Raw genomic sequence first — 18,455 nt, 5'->3', positions numbered from 1 at the left:
TTCCATTCAGAAGGGAACTATGCTCGACGCACTCCCCGGTGGTGGATCGGTGGTCGGTCTCTGCTTCGTGGTCCTCGTCCTCTCTGGTTCCGTCGCGGCGAGCGGCACGACCGACGTCATGCTCTCGCCCGAGTCAGAAGCGGTCGAACCGGGTGCGACTGTCTCCTACGACGTCGTGGTCGAGGACGCCAGCGGCGGCGTGGGCTCGTTCGACGCGACGGTCGCGACGAACGACTCCGACGTCGCGACCGTCCAGAACGTCTCCTATCCCAGCGATCCGGCGTACTCCCAGCACCCGAGCGGTGGTGGCGACGCACAGCTGGCCGCGAGCGGGATGGAGACGCTCGACGACGGCCCCGTCCGTATCGCGACGGTCACCGTGGCGACGGCCGAGGCCGGTGTCGTCCGGCTCTCCCTGTCCGTGAGCGCGCTGGGCGACGAGAACGGGTCGGCGTACACGGTCGGCGAGACGCAGGGTCGGACGCTCGTCGTCGGCGACCAGGCGACCGCCACCCCGACGGAGACCGACGAGGACTCGTCGGCCGGAAGCGGCGGTTCGTCGGGCGGCGACTCGTCGGACGACGATTCCTCCGACGGCGATTCGTCGGACGGTGATACTGCCGACGATGATTCGTCCGACGACGACGATTCGACGGAGAGTGAGACGGAGAGTGACGCCGGAACCGAGACCGATTCGCCGGACGAGACGGCCACGTCGTCGCCGACGTCGACCGCCACGAACACCTCGACGGCTGGCGGTGCGGTGACGCCTGAACCGGACACGCCGTCGAGTACACCGACCACACTCTTGCTCGCCGGCGCCGTCCTCGTCGTCGCCGTCGCCGGACTCGTCTACTACTGGCTCTAGGGCTCTCGGGTCTCTCGCGGTCGCGTCCTGTCGAGGCCCCGAAACTGGTAGTCGATTGCCCCGTGATCGAAGTATCCGCTCTCGAGAGATGGTGGATTGCCAACTCGACGGCGTGTAGAATTGGCGGGGCCAACCGTTCTTTCAGCTTCGCGTCAAACTATACAGTTCGAGCAGGTATCGCTCTCCCTCGTAGGAAACGTACCAGTGGTTGGTGGCTGGGTCTGGAAGGTCGGAGATGCTGTCCATCCGTTCTCGCAGTTGCTCGTAGCCGGGTGAGGGTTCGTTACAGTCCTCGTAGTCCCCGTCCTCACCAGCGTCGATAGCCGCCTCGAGGACCGTCCGCTCTTCGGTCGATAGATCCTCCAGAACGGTGAGATACCGGTCGGTAACGTACGCGCTGAACGACTCCGTCGAGTCCGCGACGCGAGTCGCGGTGTAGTCGAAGGTCCGTCGGGTGTTCGTCCTGTCCTCGGTCGAGATGGTCACTCGATACGCACGGCCGTCCCACTCGACCCACGTCGTCCCTGCCCCGACGAGTTCGGAGTCTGCAGTGCCCTGTGGGTACGGCGCTGGGCTGTCACCGACACCCAGTCCCTGTTCGGGGAGCCCTTCGCGTGAGTACTCCGGTCCGAGCACCAGGTATTCGAGCGCGTGCTGGTCGACCGCAGGGAGGTCAGCGTAGGTGAGGACGGTTTCGTCTTCGGGCGCCTCCCGGCCGTTCTCCCAGGAGAGATCGGCCGTCTTCGCCGGGACCGACTCCGACCCAGTCTGTTGGTAGTCGATCCGGTAGTACGTGCCGTCACGGAGCGTGTATTGCTCGTCCCGTATCGGTCGCTGGCCATACGTCTCGAGGACGACCCCGTCTTCGGCAACGATCCGATCGACGAGTCGTTGCTGTGCTGGTCGAAATCCCGTGACGAGCTGTTCGGTCGGTGCGAACGGGGAAATGGAGACCCTGTACCCACGCATACACTCTGGGGTTGCTGGTGATGTCTCGGACTCGTCAGTCGGTGATAGAGAGCGCTGGGCCGTCTCGGACGTCGGCGTCGCCGACCGATTCGACCCCGGAGAATCACCGATGCAGCCGCCAACCAACAGCGGAGCTGCGGCTGCGAGGAGGGACCGTCTCGATTTCATAGCGGTCGATTTCTGAAATAGGATAATGGGCTTTGTGGGGGCGGAAGTGAGGCACTCGCTGGTGCCCGTCCTGGTGTCTCTTCCCAGCGACGATGACTACGACGTGGAGAAAACAGGGGGACTCAACGACTCCTCTTCGAATGGAGGATTCCAGAATCGGCCAATACAGCCATGCACACCCACTCAGTACATACAAATACAAAACAGAGAGCGAGATAGTCGTCCTGGCCCTACTATATCAGGAGTATCGAGAATACGAACGCAACAGTAGCTACTCCAGCGAGAACGTACAGATAGGTCGGCGCGGGCTCGGTCCCTCGAGGGAATCGTTCGGGACTGGAATACCCGAGTACACCCCCTCCGATTCCGAAGAGACCGAGGACGAGACCGCTGACGTGGGCACCGGACACACTGGCCGTAAGCACCGATAGCGCGTTCTCGATGACGAACAGGAACCCGAGTAAGACGAGAAGATATCCCTGAAGGGCGGCTCGATGGATAGAAACGGAAGGAACTGTCGTAGAGCTACCGTTCATGTCAGCCATTGCTACTTGATCGGATAAAATCCTTTCATAGACGAGCCACAGCCACGTCTCATTCGCAAATGTTGTCTGTGGTCGATTCAGACCGTTCTATTGGCGGTAGCATCTCGAAATCGGCTATGCGAAGAGCCCCACTCAACAAACCGAGTAGGTCGATCCAGCGGTACCGTCCTCTCGAATCAGCACGTACGCGTGTCCGAAACACTGGTTGGTCCTGACGGCTACCTGCCCAGTTTCGTTTCGGACGGCCCAGTGGATTTCGAAGGTCTCGATACCGTCGGGGGACGCGCTGTCGGTGTTGTAGACCGCTCGCCTCTCGCCAGGGTCGACTCGATAACTCCAGTCGTGAACGATCGCGTCCGTCGCATTTCTCACGATCGTGATGCCGACCGTTGCGCTTTCGTTTCCACGGTTATCGAGATACACGGAATGATCTGCTGACGGTTCGCTCGATGCGTGGGTCACCGTCCCCATACAGCCAGTGACGAGGAGGAGCAAAAAGAGTGCAGAGAACGCCATCAGCAACCGTTCGCGCATGATTGGAATCGTCCTGTCTCCAGTATGAATACTTTCTGCCAAACACGCACGTCGAGCGGATAGTCGGCTCCGGTTATCGAGCTTTCCAATCCACAATAACCACTGCCGACAAATGATTCACCGGGAGAAAAGAACCAATCCGGAATGAAACGACGGCGCGTGCTGGCTGGTATCGGGGCGATGTTCCCTGATTGAGGGCAGTGGTACACAGAATATATTTAATCCATCACTCATATGATAGCGCAAGTAATGAGGCGGAGAGACCTACTGAAAGCAACTCCGCCTCTCCTGGCTGCTGGGTGCATCGGAACGCCGGGCAGTCAGGGTCCACAGAGCAGTGTGGATGTCGACGTTGCTGGTAACGACTCCTCCGACGATTACTCGTTAACCGTTGATGTCGTGGAGGTCACTTCTGAGAAGGCCCTAGCTGACCTTCACATTACAGTCACGAACACCGGCGACGATACCGTCTCGGTCTCGTCGGGGGGACCGATGCCCTTTGGAATACTCGTCGCTGATTCAGTAGACACTGACGCCGCTTTCTTGCTGTGGAGCGAGAGATATACCAGATCGAACGAGATCCGGACTGATGGGTATCAGATCGAATTCTGGACTAACGCTGGATACAGTACGATAATACAACCCGAAGACTCGCTAGCTGCGACGTATACGCTCCGGGAGGACACCTCGATCGGTGACCGCTCTACAGCGATCGCCGAAGGAAGATACGAGCTTTCGGGGTGCGACGAGGAGCCTTTCGAGATTAACGGAACGCCCGCAGACGTCGAAATAGAGATCCTTCAGGCACCCTGACCAGTCCCACACACAAAACACGCATACGACCGTTCTCTCAGAACAGTATGAACCGTCGGCAATTCCCCTCGCTCTCGGCGCTACCGCAAGGGTCTCACTCGGCCGAGACAGCAAACGGCATGCCGATAGCGTACCCTCGATTTTCGAGTTTCTCGGCCGTGATGCCCCAGTAGACGAACCGGTAGGTCCCGGGATCGAGCGAGTCGCAGACGTGGTATCCTGCCAGGCCTTCTTTCGTAAATCGCAGTTCCCAGGTGAATCCTTCTCCTGGTTCGTGGCGATACGCGAGATCATTGTACAACGGCTGTTCCATCTCCGTCCCGAAGATGGAATGCCACCCGGTTTCGGCCTGATACTGGACGTCGTATTTTTCCTTGACCGCCGTCTCCCGTGGCTCGTCAGTGACATTCGACACGTGGGCAACGAGGGTCTCTCCCAGTGCTATCGAGCGGGTGTCGAGACTCACGGCGAACCCACCGAGGGGGCCAGGCCCGTGGACGACCCAGTTGGGGTCGAGTGGATAGTACCCGTCAGTGCAGGACGGGGCAGGACTCGCCTGCCCGTCTTCGATCGGCGTCGCGGCCGTGTCGGGGGTATCAGGTGTCCGGGACGGCGACGGTGTGGACGTCGCCGTCTGTGTTGGGGTAGACGCGTCGACAGGCGACTCAGTCGGTGGCGACGTGTCGATCGTCGAGCAGCCGGCAACTGACGTGCCGAGGCCTGCTGTGGCGACAGCGAGCAGCCGCCGACGAGTCAGCGAGGGCATTCTACGGGGACGTGGGTGGTTCCCTCTATGTATCTTTTCTGGGAAAAGGCGGAGAACACATTTGTCGCTGGAAGCGTCGACGGACTCGCCCACGTTCCTCGCCCGCTCGCCGGCGCTCGTCGAGGAGTCACTCCGTCCCGACGTCGCCTGATCTCCCGACGGCGGACGGCGACGAATAACAACCATCTGGAGCGTAGTTCCCAGTAGTTGGTTCGTCGGTTGGCCGTTCGGCGCAACAACCACTAATTCACGTCATCTCGTTAATAACTTTGATGAGCGAGTATCCCTCGACCAGAGACGTATTTGAACTCGAAGCGCACCTGGAGACGTTGCGAACGGAACTCCGGGGGGAAATCCTCCTTCCGGCGGACGACGACTACGACGTGGTTCGGTCCGTGTGGAACGGGATGATAGACCGCAAGCCGTCGGTAATCGCGCGATGTACGGGAACGAGAGACGTCGTCGCGACCGTCGACTTCGCCCGAGAGCACGACCTGGCCGTCTCGATCCACGGCGGCGGCCACAACGTCGCGGGCAACGCCGTCTCCGACGGCGGGCTGATGATCGACCTCTCGCGGATGAACGGCGTTCGGGTCGACCGAGAGGATCGGACGGTCCGCGTCGAGGGCGGTGCAGTCCTCGGCGACGTCGACCACGAGACGCAGTTGTTCGGGCTGGCCACGCCCCTCGGGGCCGTCTCGGAGACGGGCGTCGCCGGCCTGACGCTCAACGGCGGCTACGGGCACCTCTCCAGAGAGCACGGACTTGCCTGTGACAACCTGACCGAGGTCGATATCGTGACTGCGGACGGCGAGGTGCGGACGGCGAGCGAGGACCGCAACGAGGACCTGTTCTGGGCCATCCGCGGCGGTGGCGGCAACTTCGGGGTGGTCACCTCCTTCGAGTACGACCTCCACGAGGTCGGTCCCGAGGTGTACGCGACGTTCGTGTGGTATCACGCCGACGACGCTGCGATGTGGCTCGACCGGTTTCGCGACTGGGCTGACTCCGCACCGCGAACGGCGGGTGTGCTCCCGTTTACCGCCCACGTACCCGAACTGGATGAGTTCCCCGAGGAGTCGTGGGGCGAACCCGCGCTCGCATTTCTCGGGTCCTACCGGGGAGACCTCGACGAGGCGACCGACGTCTACGCCCCGCTACTCGATACCGAAAGGGCGATCGCCGATTTCAGCGGGCGAACGTCCTTCGAGGACCTCCAGGCGATGCTCGACGAGGACTATCCGGACGGGATGCGATACTACTGGAAGTCGACGTATCTCACGGAACTGTCCGACGAAGTCGTGGACGTCGTCCGCCGGTACAACGAGGAGGCGCCGTCGACGCTGTCCACGATCGACATCTGGTCGCTCGGGGGCGCCGTCAGCGACGTCCCGCAGGAGGCGACCGCGTTCTGGCACCGCGACAAGCCGTTCATGGTGAACTTCGAGGCGAACTGGGAGGACCCGGACGACGACGACGAAAACGTCCAGTGGGCGCGGGAGGGCCTCGCCGAACTGGAGGAGCTGCCGGTCGCCGCCGGTCGCTACGGGAATTTCCCCGGCCTCGGCGAGGACCCGACCACGGCGCTGTTCGGAGACAACTACGACCGGCTGGTCGATGTGAAGATCAAATACGACCCCGAGAACCGCTTCCGGTTCAACCAGAACGTCGCGCCACGGAGCGGTAGCGACTGATGCCCGGTCAGTCACAGACCGAGGGTCCCTCGGACGCGTCCGATACCGACGGCAGGAGTGACGCCGACGTGCGCCTCGCTCGGTCGAAGCCCCGGTACTCGGTCGAGGAATCCCGAAGCGCGTCGGCTGACTGGAACCGTGTCTCCCCCGGCTTCTGGAACGAGATCTGGGGTCTGACCGTGTCCGGCGCGATCGGCGAGACCGGCGAGACCGGCGAGCCTCCCAAGATTGTCCCCTTTCGACTCGTCGAAGGCCAGCTAGCCGAAGCGCGGCCCTTGGCCGACTTGCCGCGCTGCGACTCGGAGAGCACTCGTCCCGTCCCGGCAGTCAGGCCACGATGAGCGACGTCTCGGATCGCAGTGACGTGCCGTGGCGATCCCGGACCGTCCAGGCCGTCTTGCTGAGTACGGCCCTGGCCCCCCTCGGCGTTCCGCTCATCAGCCCCACCCTGCCGGTGTTCCGTGATACCTTCGCCCTGACGGAGGCCCAGGCGAGTTTGCTCGTGAGCGGCTACTTTCTGGTCGGAATCGTCCTCTCGCCGTTCGTGGGCGTTCTCGCCGATCGCATCGGACGCAAGCGCGTGCTCGTCGCCGGACTCGGCACGTTCGGCCTCGTCGGTGGCGCGATCGCGTTCGCCCCGTCGTTCGAGGTCGTACTCGCGCTTCGAGTGATACAGGGGACCGGCGCGGCTGCGATCTTCATCACGACCGTGACGATCATCGGAGACTCCTTCGACGGGCCCCAGCGGACCGCCGTCCTCGGTGTCAACGTCGCCGTCCTCTCGGCTACTGCTGCGTTGTTCCCCGTCCTCGGTGGCTTCCTCGTGACGCTCGGCTGGTCCGTCCCGTTCCTCACGTACTTCGCCGCGATTCCCGTCGCGCTGTTCGTCTCTCTGTCACTCGAGGAGCCAGTGCAAACGTCGCCGGGTCGCGGCGTCGGGTATCTCAGGGATGCAGTCGTCGCTATTACGACCCCGTCGACGCTCGCACTGTTCGCGATAACCTTCCTGACGGAGTTTCTCGCGTTCGGCGTCATCTTCACCGCGCTCCCGTTCCTCCTCGAGTCCGTCCTGACCCCGGTACTCGTCGGAGTCGTTCTCCTGACCGCGGAAACGACCGCTATGGTCGCCGCGAGTGGGAGTGGACGGCTGGCTCGACGGCTGTCGTCGCTCCAGCTGATCGCCATCGGCTTCGCGTGCTACGGCGCCGGATTCCTGATTTTCGCGCTCACGACGTGGATCGGGGCCGTCGTCGTCGCGGCCGTCGTTGCGGGTGCTGGAGTCGGGTTGCTCTTGCCGAGCGTCGATGCGGCGCTGAGTGACCGGACCGACCCGCCGTACCGAGCCGGTGCGTTCAGCCTGCGGAACAGTACGACGTTTCTCGGTCGATTCGCCGGTCCCATCACGTTCGCCGGTCTCGCCGGCACTGGCGGCCTCGGGTACGTCCCACTCCTGATCGTATCTGGCGTACTCGCGATCGGGGCGGCAGTACTCACGGGCCTCGTCGCGAGCCAGACGCCCTTCCTCCCGAATTCCCCGACACTCCCGAGAGAATGACGCTGGCTCCAGCATCCATTCCCCCCATCGCGGGGAGCACCGAGAGAAGTGCACCGTCCGCCGTATGCAACGCGACACGGGGTGGAAAACGGGTCGCGCGACGGCCATCGACGAACGCATCGATCGCTTCTTCGAGAGTATCACCCTCGTCCCGGAAGCGGACGTCCTGTTACAGTATCGGACTCCTCGGAGATTCCGTGCTGTAGTATTATCTCGCCTGAACGCCAACCTGTACGCATGCTTCGCCCACTGTTCACCACGATCTGCACTATCGAGGTTCTCGCTCCGGAAGCCCTCATTACCACCGCCGAACGGCTCGCACTCGACAATTCCGAAGACTGTGACTGGCGGCCCTGGGTGACGCCCGGTGCCCGTCTCGAAGGTCTGGTCTTCCTTGCGGTGATGTGGCGGAGTAACGAGTCGTATTCGGCATTCAAAAAATTCCTCGGTCTCGTCGGTCTCCTCGCACTTCTCTACCCACGCGCCTACGTGAACTATGGAGGGAAAGTAGCGTACACTACCGGGTCGACGCCCGAGTGGAAGCCGTGGGTGTACACGGGGACACGCCTCGTTGGCCTCCTCTACGTCCTCATCTCCCTCGACGAGTTGCGGAGTGAGTCATGACGCTACCGTTGCTGCACCGTTGCTTGTGGGACTCTCGAAACCAGTGAGAATCCAGACAGTGTCTGTCCCGATGCGACTCCGATCGGTTTTGCCTGGTGCTTCGAACTGTGGTCTCGCGATTTCGGCGAAAAGCCAGCCTGTGCGAGCGCGTCGCCGAAGCTCTCGAAGTAGTTGTAGTTAGTCGGCAGGGAGTACTGGCCGTCGGGTTCGACAGCTCGCGCCCGCGGAATCCGGTCGAGTTGCTCGCCCAACCGATGGAGGTCCACTTCGAGTGTTCCATCGGGGATTCGTGCGGGACTCATCGGCCGTGGATTTGCGGGGCTGGGATTGAATTCCGCTTTGCGTCAGTTCCACGGGTGTATTTTCGCCCGATGAAAGCGATGACGTCGATGCTCCGAACGACCTGAAAGCCCCGCCCGGTTGGCTGTATCATTCGGCGCGTTTCGACCGTGAAGGAGGTCTCCTGAAAGCGGTGAACGTTCACAGCCGCGTCCCGGATACTTACGTCGGATGCTCGGAGAGGCCGGTAATCTCGAATCTGGTACCGCCGTCGGATCCGTCGGTCATACGGACGTCCCACCCATGTGCATCGGCGACCTGGTCGACTATCGCGAGCCCGATTCCGGTCCCATCGGCGGTCGTCGAGTACCCCACTTCGAACACGTCGTCACGTTCGTGGTCGGGGATGCCGGGGCCGTCATCTTCCACGTAGAATCCGTCTTCTCTCTGGCCGACCGTGATCGTCACCGTCTCGCCACCGTGTTCGACCCCGTTTCGGATGAGGTTCTCGAAGAGTTGCCTGAGGCGACTTCGATCCGCTTGCACCCGTTGGTCGGTGTCGATAGAAAGCGTCGCCTCGGCAGTGGCGACACTCTGCCAGCATCGCTCGGTCAGGGCCGCCAGGTCGACCGATTCGATGTCGTGTATTTCCTCGCCGTGTCGAGCCAACGTCAGCAATTCGTTTATCAGCGTGTCCATGCGTTCGTGTGCGCTGGCGACCGCGTCGAGGTGGTCGCTCTCGTTCTCCTCGCGGGCCAGTTCTAGTTCACCAGCTGCGACGTTCAACGGATTTCGGAGGTCGTGACTCACGATGCTGGCGAACGTTTCTAACCGCTCGTTCTGTCGGCTCAATTCCCGTTCGCGAGCACGCAGCTGTTCGGTTCGCTCGACCTGTTCCAGTGCCGCAGTGATGGCGTCAGCGAGGATTTCACCGAAGACGATGTCGTGCTGGTCGAATTCCTCGGGCGTTTCCGAACCGGCGAGCATGATACCGTGGCTGCCGAGGGGCAAGTGGAGTTCGCTCCTGATCGGCGTCTCTGAATCGTAGACGTCGGGATCTTCGTGGACGTCGTCGAGCGCGAGCACTTCTCCCTTTTCGTAGGTACGCCAGGCGATACTGTTTCCTTCGGTGAACGTCGGCAGTTCACCCACGATTTCGTAGGCAGCGTCGGTTCCAGCCACGGGGACGAGCGCGTCCTGTTCCGCGTCGTAGAGTTGTATCGCGCTCGCATCCAGCCCGAGGACCGTGGCGGCCGCTTCGACGCCGATCTCGGCGACCCGTTCACGCGTATCGGGCGTCATGAGACGGTTCGCCGTTTCGTTGAGTCCTCGGAGCCGGCGTTCACGCTCTTTTCGCTCGGTGATGTCTCTGATGAGGGCCGTGAACCGGTGTTCGTCGTCGATTCTCGCTTCCCCGAACGTGATCCCGAGTGGAACCTCGTGGCCGTCACGGTGGCGTCCGGGAAGTTCGATCGAGTCCCACTCCAACCGCCTGGTCCCGTCCTGGAGATACCGGGTGACGGCGTCTCTGTGGTTTTCGCTAAATCGTTCGGGCAGGATCGTCAGCAACGACTCGTGGAGCAGTTCGTCTGACGGATATCCCAGAATATCCTCGATGGGCTCAGTCACGTACTGAATCGTGCTCTCGTCGTCGATCGTCACGACTGCGTGCGTCGTGTTTTCCGTCAGCGCCCGAAACCGGGCCTGTGTCTTCTCGAGTTCGGACGTGCGCTGGACGTGCTCTCGATTTCGCCACGCACGGTGGACGAGATCGGCGATATTGGTGGCGAACTCGATTTCGTCCTCGGTCCACTCTCGCGTGCTACCGACGTGTTCGTGACAGACCACGCCGATAGGTTCGCCTTCGGAACGAATCGTCGCGTCCAGTAACGCCCGCACGTCGTGTTTTTGGAGGTACTCGTCGAGTTCTGCCGTCCGGTGGTCCTCGAACGCGTCGGGAGCGACGATCACCCGATTCGACTCCACCGTCTCGACGTACTCGGGGTAGTCCTCCACGACGAGTTCGCCTTCATCCGCGTGACTATCTGCCGTCGTATCGAAGTGGTCCAGACACTGGAGCGTCTCCCGGTCGTCGTCGAAGAACCAGACGTTGATACGCGAGATGTCCAACACGGCAGCAGCGGTCTCGGTGATCCGCTCGATCGCTCGATCGAAATCACCGGTCGTCACGGCGTCGTCCGTCGTCAGATCGAGGAGCGCATCGCTCTGTCGTTTCCGCCGCTCGTGGCGACGCTCCTGGTCGCGTTGCGTGCGGTACTGTTCGACGGCGTTCGTGACCTTGTTCGCGAGAACTGCGTACTGACCCGTGCCGGACTCCTTTTGGAGGTAATCAGTCGCGCCGGTGGAGATGGCGTCGCTAGCGATTTCCTCGCTCCCGTTGCCCGTATAGAGAACGAACGGGAGGTCGGGGTACTCCTCGCGGACGTCGGTGAGAAATTCGATGCCATCGCGTCCTGGCATTTCGTAGTCGGAAATGATACACTCGAAGTCGTGGTCTGCAAGCTTCTCGAGTGCCCCGGTCGCACTCGTTGCGGCGGTGACAGTGAGCCTGTCCGATTCGCGTTCGAGAAATTCACCCACCATCTCGGCGAGCCCCGGCTCGTCGTCGACGTGGAGGACCGAGATCTCGTCGCCCATGATACTACGTTCAACTTGCAGCACAGTAATGAATCCGCATGCTCCCATTTGCAGATCTGATACTCCGATCCGTGTCCTGGACGTACTTCCTCGTCTGGTCGCACCTACTGGTGTCTCGGACTCTCCCGACACGGACAGTGTTCCCACGCCGTCCACGTACATCAACGGACGTCGCTGCTGGGAACAGCACCTGAGCCGAGTCGAAGCCGTCGTCGATTGCGACGATCCGTTCACTCCTCTCCAGTTAGTTCTGTACCCACTGAACCGGATAGATCCCAATTAACCCAGGTTCGTCGGTCGTGAACTGCTGGGGCGGCGTCGAGTCGCTGTAGGTTTTCTCGACTCGCGGTTCGCCTTCTGGTGGGTCGTTGAGTGCCGACAGAACCTGGTGCCCGTCAGACTGTCTCTCGACGATCTGGTTGGATGTGTTGACAAACCCGGTCTAGGGGAGAGAGCGACTCGAAGCGATTGCTTTGGACGTGCTCAGTCGCTTATCGGGTGGTCATAACCGGCCAAATCGTCCGGGAGGGCCATAGAGAGTGGGACAACAAACGGAACTAGATACCCGGCCAAAACCCCATCGAGTAGCCAAACGATGGCTGTGGCACCGGCGAGAGAGGGTGAGAGGGACAATGCGCGAATCGGCGGGAAATTCACACGGCGCCAACAAAACGGGTGTGAAATTTTCATAATCGGTTGCAGCCTGGCGATTTCGAGGGCACTCGAACCGGCGTTTTCACGACAAGTATTGCTTCGAAATGGGGGGGAAACACCGCAATTTGCGGGCCCGAATCCGCGTGAGACGGCGAATCGACAAACCCTTGTTTAGAACTGGTTGAGACAGCCGAATTCGGGTAATATAGTGTGTCAGATCGGTCCTACACAACCTGGCGATGACTGAACTGACAGCCAACGACCCCCTGCTTCGGGCTGTGACCGTCGAATGGCAGTGAGAATCGACAAACCCTGTTTCAGACGGCTTCTCCTCGGTGATTTCACCGGGTGAAATAGCCAGTGGTTCTCTCCAGGCCAGTCACAGAACCGGCGCTTCGTCGCCTACAGTACCACTCTTGCCTTCACAGTCGCCTCCCCTCAGCAATTGTCGCCCAGTTCGATATCGATAGCGTTGCACCACCCCCCTTGCGGACGTGAGAACCGACCTGGACCCTCGATCGAGCGATACAAACCCAGCTAGATCGGCGCTCGACGCCACTCACTGCCTGGAAGAAGGTTTGGAAGAACGCGGTCCTGTCGAGAGCTACTTCTCAGACAGATATTCGCTGGACAGCCAGTCGAGGTGCGTGACGAATCGACCACATCGATTCTCACCGGTACTAGATCCGATTCATCGTGTCCTGCAAGACAGAGGACGCCGAGTCAGCCCAAACTCCATATTACTCATGCTCGGTGAGTACGGAATGGTCGAAACTCGAGGTAGCAACTAATTAGGGGACAAAATACAATCGACGAGGGAAATTTTGCATTTCGTCTACGAATCTCGACTCACGAACGGTGTTCTGATCCGTGTCCAGGGTTCCGAGAACGAATTGCGGGACAGGACGAATGTGGCTTCATTGGGCCGTGGTGAATCGCTAGCCGTAGCGTGATATCACGGGTTCAGCGATCGCTTGCTGGTGTGAGCCACACACAGCGAGGCAAGCGCACGAAAGTCACCGGAGACTGATAGTGGTGGTTGTAAGCCCGTACCGGGGTCCGGCCGAACTGCGTGAGGCCGGGCTCGAGAGACGAACGGAGTGAGTCTATCGGTGTTCGCCGGCACCGGCCACGTCGAACGCCGGTAAAAAGTTACAACCACCACTATGAGAGGGTGCGCTCGGTCCGACGACCGACGATTATTCCCCTCCAGCGACCCGCCGTTACGACATGGTCACCGAGATGACCGCGTACGTGATCGAGTCGTACGGCGACCCCGACGTCTTCGAACGAACGACCCGCGAGGTCCCCGAGCCGGCTGCCGACGAACTCCGGGTCGACGTCGCCGCCTCCAGCCTCAATCCCGTCGACTACAAGATCCGTCAGGGCGAGATCCCCGACTTCACACCCGAGTTTCCCGCGACGCTCCACTGCGACGTCTCCGGCGTCGTCGACGCCGTCGGTGAGGACGTCGAACAGTTCGAGCCGGGCGACGAGGTGTACGGGATGCCCGGCGGTGCGGGGCGGCAGGGCGCGCTTGCCGACTACGTCGTCGGGCACGCCGGCACGTTCGCTCGCGCGCCGGAGTCGATCCCGCTCGAGGACGCCGCGTCGCTCCCAGTCGTCGCACTCACTGCGTGGGAACTGCTCACCGACAAAGCGACGGTCGGCATCGACGACGACCTGCTCGTCTACGGCGCCAGCGGCGGCGTCGGCCACATCGGCGTCCAGCTCGGCAGATGGTTCGGCGCGGACGTGACGGCGACGGGCTCGACCGAGGAGAAGCGCGACTTCGCCGAGAAACTCGGCGCGGACCACACCGTCGACTACACGGCGACCGACGTCGAGGCGTACGTCGAAGCGTACGCCGACGGCGACGGCTTCGACGTGGTGTTCGACCCGGTCGGCGACGACCACCTGCAGACGGCGTTCGAGGCGGTCCGACCGTTCGGCGCCGTCGTCACGACGGAGTCGAGTTCGACCCAGGACATCTCGGCGCTGCACGCCAACTCGCTCGAACTCGGCGTCGTGCTCGTCATCCTGCCGGTGCTGCTCGGCGATCGACAGGCGCGCATCGGTGCGGAACTCGCCGACATCGCGTCGCTCGTCGACGACGGCGCCGTCGAGCCCCACGTCGACGAGCGGTTCGCCTTCGAAGACATCGCGGACGCACACCGACTCGGCGAAGCGGGCGACTTCCGCGGGAAGATCCTGCTCGTCAACGAATGAGCGTCGTCGGCTCTGGTGAATCGCCAGACGGCGTTTGATTTCACTGTTTTACGGTTCGCTTGCTGTTGTAGACCGCACACAGCAAAACGATCCCACGAAATTCGCGCTACTACGCTCGGGCACGCACCGCGTGGCCGAGCGTCCGCTTGATCGTCGAGAAGACGGTCTCAGACAGCGCTCTTTGGCCATATAGATGTAGCGCATCGCACAGAATGAATGACGCAACTTCTGAGTAAGAACAGAGCCAGGACCGCTTTCGACAGCTCAGCTCAGCGGCCGCAATTTCGCACACTTTTCTACCCCTTCTTTCTCACTCCACTGCGTTCAGCATCCACCGAATCGGGTAGATTCCCGCCAATCCGGGCTCGTCGATCGTGAACTGCTGGGTGGCGTGGATTCACTGTAGGTTTTCTCGACCCGCGGTTCGCCTTCTGGTGGGTCGTTGAGGGCAGACAGTACCTCGTGCCCGTCGGTCTGGTTCATGACGGAATTGAAGCTAATGACGGCAGGAAAGCCCCCTCGTGCTCACGGGCTACGACCGCACCTGCGCTCCTCGCTTCGCTGTGGTGCTTGGCGGGTCTCGCCTCGTGAGCACTCGGCCCCTTTCAGTCCCGCCCCGTTGCTTGATCAGTCCGGGTCGTTTGGACCGTCGCATCGTCTCGGACAGGGGGGTGCCGTCGTGCTGTGGCCCTCGGACAGTCCCCCAGTTGACCTCTCCGTGGCGACAGGGGCACTCACGAACTCGTTATCGCCCGGAGCGTTCCGTCAGAGGCTCCGATACAGACGACGTCGTCCGAGACTGCTGGCGAGGAGTCGACGTATGGCGCGTTCTCGTCCTCACTCTCGAAGTCGATTCGCCACGCCGGTTCGCCGTCGGTGGTCACGGCCGAGACGCCGTTCCGACAGCCCACGTACACCGTGTCGTCCGTGACGGCCGGTGACGACCGCGTGTCTGTTTTGATTGGAGCACGCCACTGGTGGTCGCCGGTCGTCGCGTCGACGGCGTAGAGGCGTCCAAGCGTCTCGCCTTCGCAATCGCCGTCGTCACCGCCGCTATCGAGACAGAGTCGCATCGAGGACGCCGGGACGTAGACGGTCCCGTCGGCGACGGCCGGGGAGGCCCGGAGACTGTCGTCGTCGATGCCAGCCGTCCATTCGGTCTCGCCGGTCGTTGCGTCCAGTGCCCACAGCGTCGCTGGCGGTCCGTCGTCACCGTTCGATGGTCCCCCGTAGTAGACGAGGCCGTCCGCGATGGCGGGCGAGGAATCCGAGTGGACCGCGACCTGGCGCTCCCACACCACCGACCCGTCGTCGGTGTCGAGCGCGTACACCCCGTCGTCGCCGCCGAAGTACACGCGACCGTTCGCGACGGCCGGCGAGGAGTCGACGTTGTCCTTCTCGCCGAAGTCGTCGTATCGCCACCGTTCGTCGCCGGTCGCGGCGTCCAGCGCGAGTAACGCACACGCCTCGTACTGTTCTTCGTCCTCGTCACCGCTGACGACGAGCGGCCCGTCGCCGATGGTGCCGACGTAGACGGTCCCGCCGACGACGACCGGCGAGGACGACCCGAACCGGTGGCCCACCTCGGTCGACCACAGCTCCTCGCCGGTCGGGGCGTCGACGGCGTAGAAGCGCTTGCCCCACGTCCCGAAGAACAGGACGTCGTCGGCGAGCGCCAGCGAGGACGAGACGTAGCCCGCGGGTTCGAATCGCCACGTCGACTCGCCCGATCGGACGTCGACCGCGTAGACGTACCCCGGATCGCCACTCCCGGCGACGTACACCGTTCCGTCGTCGACGACGGGCGAGGTGTTCATGGTGGGCGTCTGGGCGTCGAACTGCCACGCGATTGCCGGGTCGGTTCTCGGACCGGTCGTCTCCGGCGCGTAGCCCGTATTCCGGGCGTTTCGGCCGAACTGGCGCCACGGCGTCTGGCCGCCGCTCACCCTGGCCGACGTTTCCGACGCCTGCTCAGGCGTCCCCGTCGACGCCGTCTCGGATGCAGTCGTCGTTGGTCCTGGCGCTTCCGGCTCGTCGCCTGGTTGTGAAACGCAGCCTGCGATGGAGAGCGTGGCCGTGGCGCCGGCGGTACGGAGGAGCTGCCGGCGCGTCACCCTCGATTTCGAGGACCGTGTCATACTCCTGCCAACCCAGCAGTCGGTTGTAAGCGTGGGGATAGGTGAAACGATGGCTTGAGCGAGGGACGGACAAGTCGTTTATACATCGCGCACAAGCTGCCGCTATGACGAACCTCTGGCTCGATCCGGTCGACGAAGCGTCGTTCTGGCCACAGGGGTTCTGGCGCGTCAGCGACGACAGGCCTATCCAGCAGGCGATCCGGTCTGTTGGCCTCTAATCGAGTGTCGCGACTACTCGACGTCGAACGGTTCTGCTCGCCGGTACACCATCTGCATCGGGAGTCCCGTCGTATCCTCTGGCGGGCCCTCGGGTAACGTCTGGAACTCGTCTTCCGAAGCCACAGCCGTCACTGCAAGGACCAGGGCGTCGAGCAAGTCGTCCAGCCCGACACTGTATCCTTCTGTAGTCAGTTCACGGGTCAGGTCGCGCCACGAGGAGTCTCCGTACTCTGTCGTCGATTCGAGTAACCGTAGCCGTTCGTCGACTCCTGAGGCCGTCTTCTTGCTGTGTGCGAGGTCCTCGTCAGCGAAGGCGCGAAAGCACACTTCCGGATGCCCTTCGACGAGGATATCCTGGTCGCCCTCTCCCTGAAGCAGCTCGTCGACTTCCATAATGCAGTCTGCGATGTTCGCGGCCTGTTGTGTGAGTCCCTTTCCCGTCTGGTCTTTGTTCGTTTCGTTCACTTCCTCGTACGATGCTCCGTCGTCGGCTTTGCGTGCTACCTCTCGACACGGTGCTGTGAACACGGAGGAGTGACGGCCCCCGATGACGCCGCGCGCAAGGTCGTCACATCGCCTCGATAACTCTTCGTCCGATTCCTTACAGCACGGAGACGATGCATCGTCTGGATCACAGAGACCGATCGGGACGTCGACGACGATTCTGTCGGCGTCGTCGCCATGTTCTGCCCACAGCTCGTCGATCGAGTCGAAGACGGCCGCTCCGATATCGTCATCTGGTGAAAACCCAACGGCGATCCAGTTGCCCCCATCTCTGTCGACGCCGATCTGCGTCCAGGTCTCGTCTGCCATGGACTGTATCGCTGGTAATCGGATTTAGCTCCAGTGTCTATTACGGCTGCTGACCGTTGCGGACCGTCCCGGCTCAATCGCGTCCATTCGGACGAGCCGGAGGGACGCGGCCCCTCTCCGGAAGCGGTGGCCACGTCGTCGCGACCGTCTCCTGGATGAGTTGCGTCTGCGCTCGTCGTAGTCGTTCAGACACCGAGGAGGCAGAGATGCCCAGTTCCGCGGCGACGTCTTCGAGCGAGGCCTGACGTGGAATCTCGAAGTAGCCCCGTTCGTACGCGGTTCGGAGTGCTTCTTGCTGGCAGTCCGTTAGCCCCTCACCAGACGATTCCGGCTCACCAACCCGGCTGAGACGGTGGAGTCGGAACCCCGCGTTCTCGCGCCAGAAGGTCGAAAACTCGGCGAACGTCTCCCGGGTCGCGAACCAGCCGGTCTGTCGCCACCCGTCCACGGTCACCTCGATTCGCTCGATGTAGGCCTCGGCCGTGGCGAGTGCTTCGAGCCCTCGCAAGTCGTCGACGTGGTCACCGAGCTGCTCCTCGAAGCTGAGCGCGGGGACTAGCTGATAGCGACGCGTGGTCCCGGCCTGGCCGATCTGGGCCCACTCTCGCACGTCCGGTGCCTCGGTGAGTGCCGTTTCGATGGCAGTGTCGGAGCCGTCCGTGACGGTAGCCAGAAACAGGGGCCGGTCGCCGTGGTTGAACTGCAGGTCGAGGACGATCGTCGCCGCTGGAACTGCTGCTGCGACCGTCACGAGCGGGAGGGCGTCGCAGTCGATGTCGAATTCGGCGACGAGAGCCATGTCGCCTCGATCACCTTCGGCGCAAAAACGCGTGTCGAACCTTGCCGGTCGTGCCTGCTCGCTCCACGTCCGTCCCCACTTAATGAGCCCCATCACTGAGAGAACGGCTTAGCCACTTCGCGCTCCCACG

Annotated in this window: 15 protein-coding genes and 1 pseudogene; 6 read left to right on the top strand and 10 right to left on the bottom strand. The window is 62.2% G+C overall.

Translation table 11 applies throughout. The annotated features are described in order from the left end of the window. The first annotated feature begins 19 nt into the window (after positions 1-19). A complete protein-coding gene (locus tag BM337_RS09165) occupies positions 20-868 on the top strand; it encodes a hypothetical protein (protein ID WP_245778637.1) in 849 nt (282 codons plus the stop codon). A gap of 141 nt (positions 869-1,009) precedes the next feature. Here BM337_RS09165 and BM337_RS09160 read toward each other — a convergent pair whose 3' ends face one another. The 3 genes from BM337_RS09160 to BM337_RS09150 form a co-directional block, all read right to left on the bottom strand. Then, positions 1,010-1,837, bottom strand: a complete 828-nt coding sequence (locus BM337_RS09160; protein ID WP_089816189.1) for a DUF7979 domain-containing protein — start codon at positions 1,835-1,837, stop codon at positions 1,010-1,012. Positions 1,838-2,238: 401 nt separating this feature from the next. Continuing rightward, positions 2,239-2,550 carry a hypothetical protein gene (locus BM337_RS09155; protein ID WP_089816187.1) on the bottom strand — a complete coding sequence of 104 codons (312 nt, stop codon included), beginning with the start codon at positions 2,548-2,550 and terminating at the stop codon, positions 2,239-2,241. Positions 2,551-2,682: 132 nt separating this feature from the next. Next, positions 2,683-3,084: a hypothetical protein gene (locus BM337_RS09150; protein WP_089816185.1), complete on the bottom strand. Its 402-nt coding sequence runs from the start codon at positions 3,082-3,084 to the stop codon at positions 2,683-2,685. A 249-nt stretch (positions 3,085-3,333) separates the two neighbouring features. Between BM337_RS09150 and BM337_RS09145 the strand changes: the two genes are divergently transcribed. Continuing rightward, a complete protein-coding gene (locus tag BM337_RS09145) occupies positions 3,334-3,897 on the top strand; it encodes a DUF8130 domain-containing protein (protein WP_089816183.1) in 564 nt (187 codons plus the stop codon). 94 nt (positions 3,898-3,991) lie between these two features. Here the strand turns inward: BM337_RS09145 and BM337_RS09140 are convergent, their stop codons facing one another. Beyond that, positions 3,992-4,363 carry a hypothetical protein gene (locus BM337_RS09140; protein ID WP_089816181.1) on the bottom strand — a complete coding sequence of 124 codons (372 nt, stop codon included), beginning with the start codon at positions 4,361-4,363 and terminating at the stop codon, positions 3,992-3,994. Positions 4,364-4,926: 563 nt separating this feature from the next. Between BM337_RS09140 and BM337_RS09135 the strand changes: the two genes are divergently transcribed. The 3 genes from BM337_RS09135 to BM337_RS09120 all read left to right on the top strand — a co-directional run bounded on the left by BM337_RS09135 (position 4,927) and on the right by BM337_RS09120 (position 8,536). Continuing rightward, positions 4,927-6,357 (top strand): FAD-binding oxidoreductase, encoded by a 1,431-nt coding sequence (locus BM337_RS09135; protein WP_394327769.1) that lies wholly within the window; start codon positions 4,927-4,929, stop codon positions 6,355-6,357. A 337-nt stretch (positions 6,358-6,694) separates the two neighbouring features. Continuing rightward, positions 6,695-7,912, top strand: coding sequence for an MFS transporter (locus BM337_RS09125; protein ID WP_089816175.1), 1,218 nt, complete (start codon positions 6,695-6,697; stop codon positions 7,910-7,912). 237 nt (positions 7,913-8,149) lie between these two features. Next, on the top strand, positions 8,150-8,536 hold the full coding sequence (locus BM337_RS09120; protein WP_089816172.1) for a hypothetical protein: 387 nt from the start codon (positions 8,150-8,152) through the stop codon (positions 8,534-8,536). A 2-nt stretch (positions 8,537-8,538) separates the two neighbouring features. Here the strand turns inward: BM337_RS09120 and BM337_RS21905 are convergent, their stop codons facing one another. Together BM337_RS21905 and BM337_RS21585 are read right to left on the bottom strand one after the other, a co-directional pair. Continuing rightward, positions 8,539-8,838, bottom strand: a complete 300-nt coding sequence (locus BM337_RS21905; RefSeq protein WP_394327764.1) for a homing endonuclease associated repeat-containing protein — start codon at positions 8,836-8,838, stop codon at positions 8,539-8,541. Positions 8,839-9,037: 199 nt separating this feature from the next. Then, a complete protein-coding gene (locus tag BM337_RS21585; protein ID WP_245778636.1) occupies positions 9,038-11,473 on the bottom strand; it encodes a response regulator in 2,436 nt (811 codons plus the stop codon). Positions 11,474-13,357: 1,884 nt separating this feature from the next. On the opposite strand from BM337_RS21585, the gene BM337_RS09110 reads away from it, so the two are divergent. Then, the gene (locus tag BM337_RS09110; protein WP_089816168.1) at positions 13,358-14,356 is read left to right on the top strand and encodes a zinc-binding dehydrogenase; all 999 of its coding nucleotides are present in this window, start codon (positions 13,358-13,360) and stop codon (positions 14,354-14,356) included. Positions 14,357-14,396: 40 nt separating this feature from the next. Here BM337_RS09110 and BM337_RS21580 read toward each other — a convergent pair. The 4 genes and pseudogenes from BM337_RS21580 to BM337_RS09090 form a co-directional block, all read right to left on the bottom strand. After that, positions 14,397-14,546: pseudogene (locus BM337_RS21580) on the bottom strand (IS5/IS1182 family transposase); the annotation flags it as partial. Positions 14,547-15,090: 544 nt separating this feature from the next. Continuing rightward, positions 15,091-16,494, bottom strand: a complete 1,404-nt coding sequence (locus BM337_RS09100; RefSeq protein ID WP_089816166.1) for an outer membrane protein assembly factor BamB family protein — start codon at positions 16,492-16,494, stop codon at positions 15,091-15,093. A 231-nt stretch (positions 16,495-16,725) separates the two neighbouring features. After that, positions 16,726-17,526 carry a DUF429 domain-containing protein gene (locus BM337_RS09095; RefSeq protein ID WP_089816164.1) on the bottom strand — a complete coding sequence of 267 codons (801 nt, stop codon included), beginning with the start codon at positions 17,524-17,526 and terminating at the stop codon, positions 16,726-16,728. Positions 17,527-17,599: 73 nt separating this feature from the next. Then, on the bottom strand, positions 17,600-18,325 hold the full coding sequence (locus tag BM337_RS09090; protein ID WP_089816162.1) for a helix-turn-helix domain-containing protein: 726 nt from the start codon (positions 18,323-18,325) through the stop codon (positions 17,600-17,602). Positions 18,326-18,455 lie beyond the last annotated feature (130 nt).

The sequence above is a fragment of the Halomicrobium zhouii genome (assembly GCF_900114435.1).
Taxonomy (GTDB): Archaea; Halobacteriota; Halobacteria; order Halobacteriales; family Haloarculaceae; genus Halomicrobium; species Halomicrobium zhouii.
The sequence above is the reverse complement of the archived record's forward strand: the minus strand, read 5'-3'. Positions and strand labels throughout refer to the sequence as shown.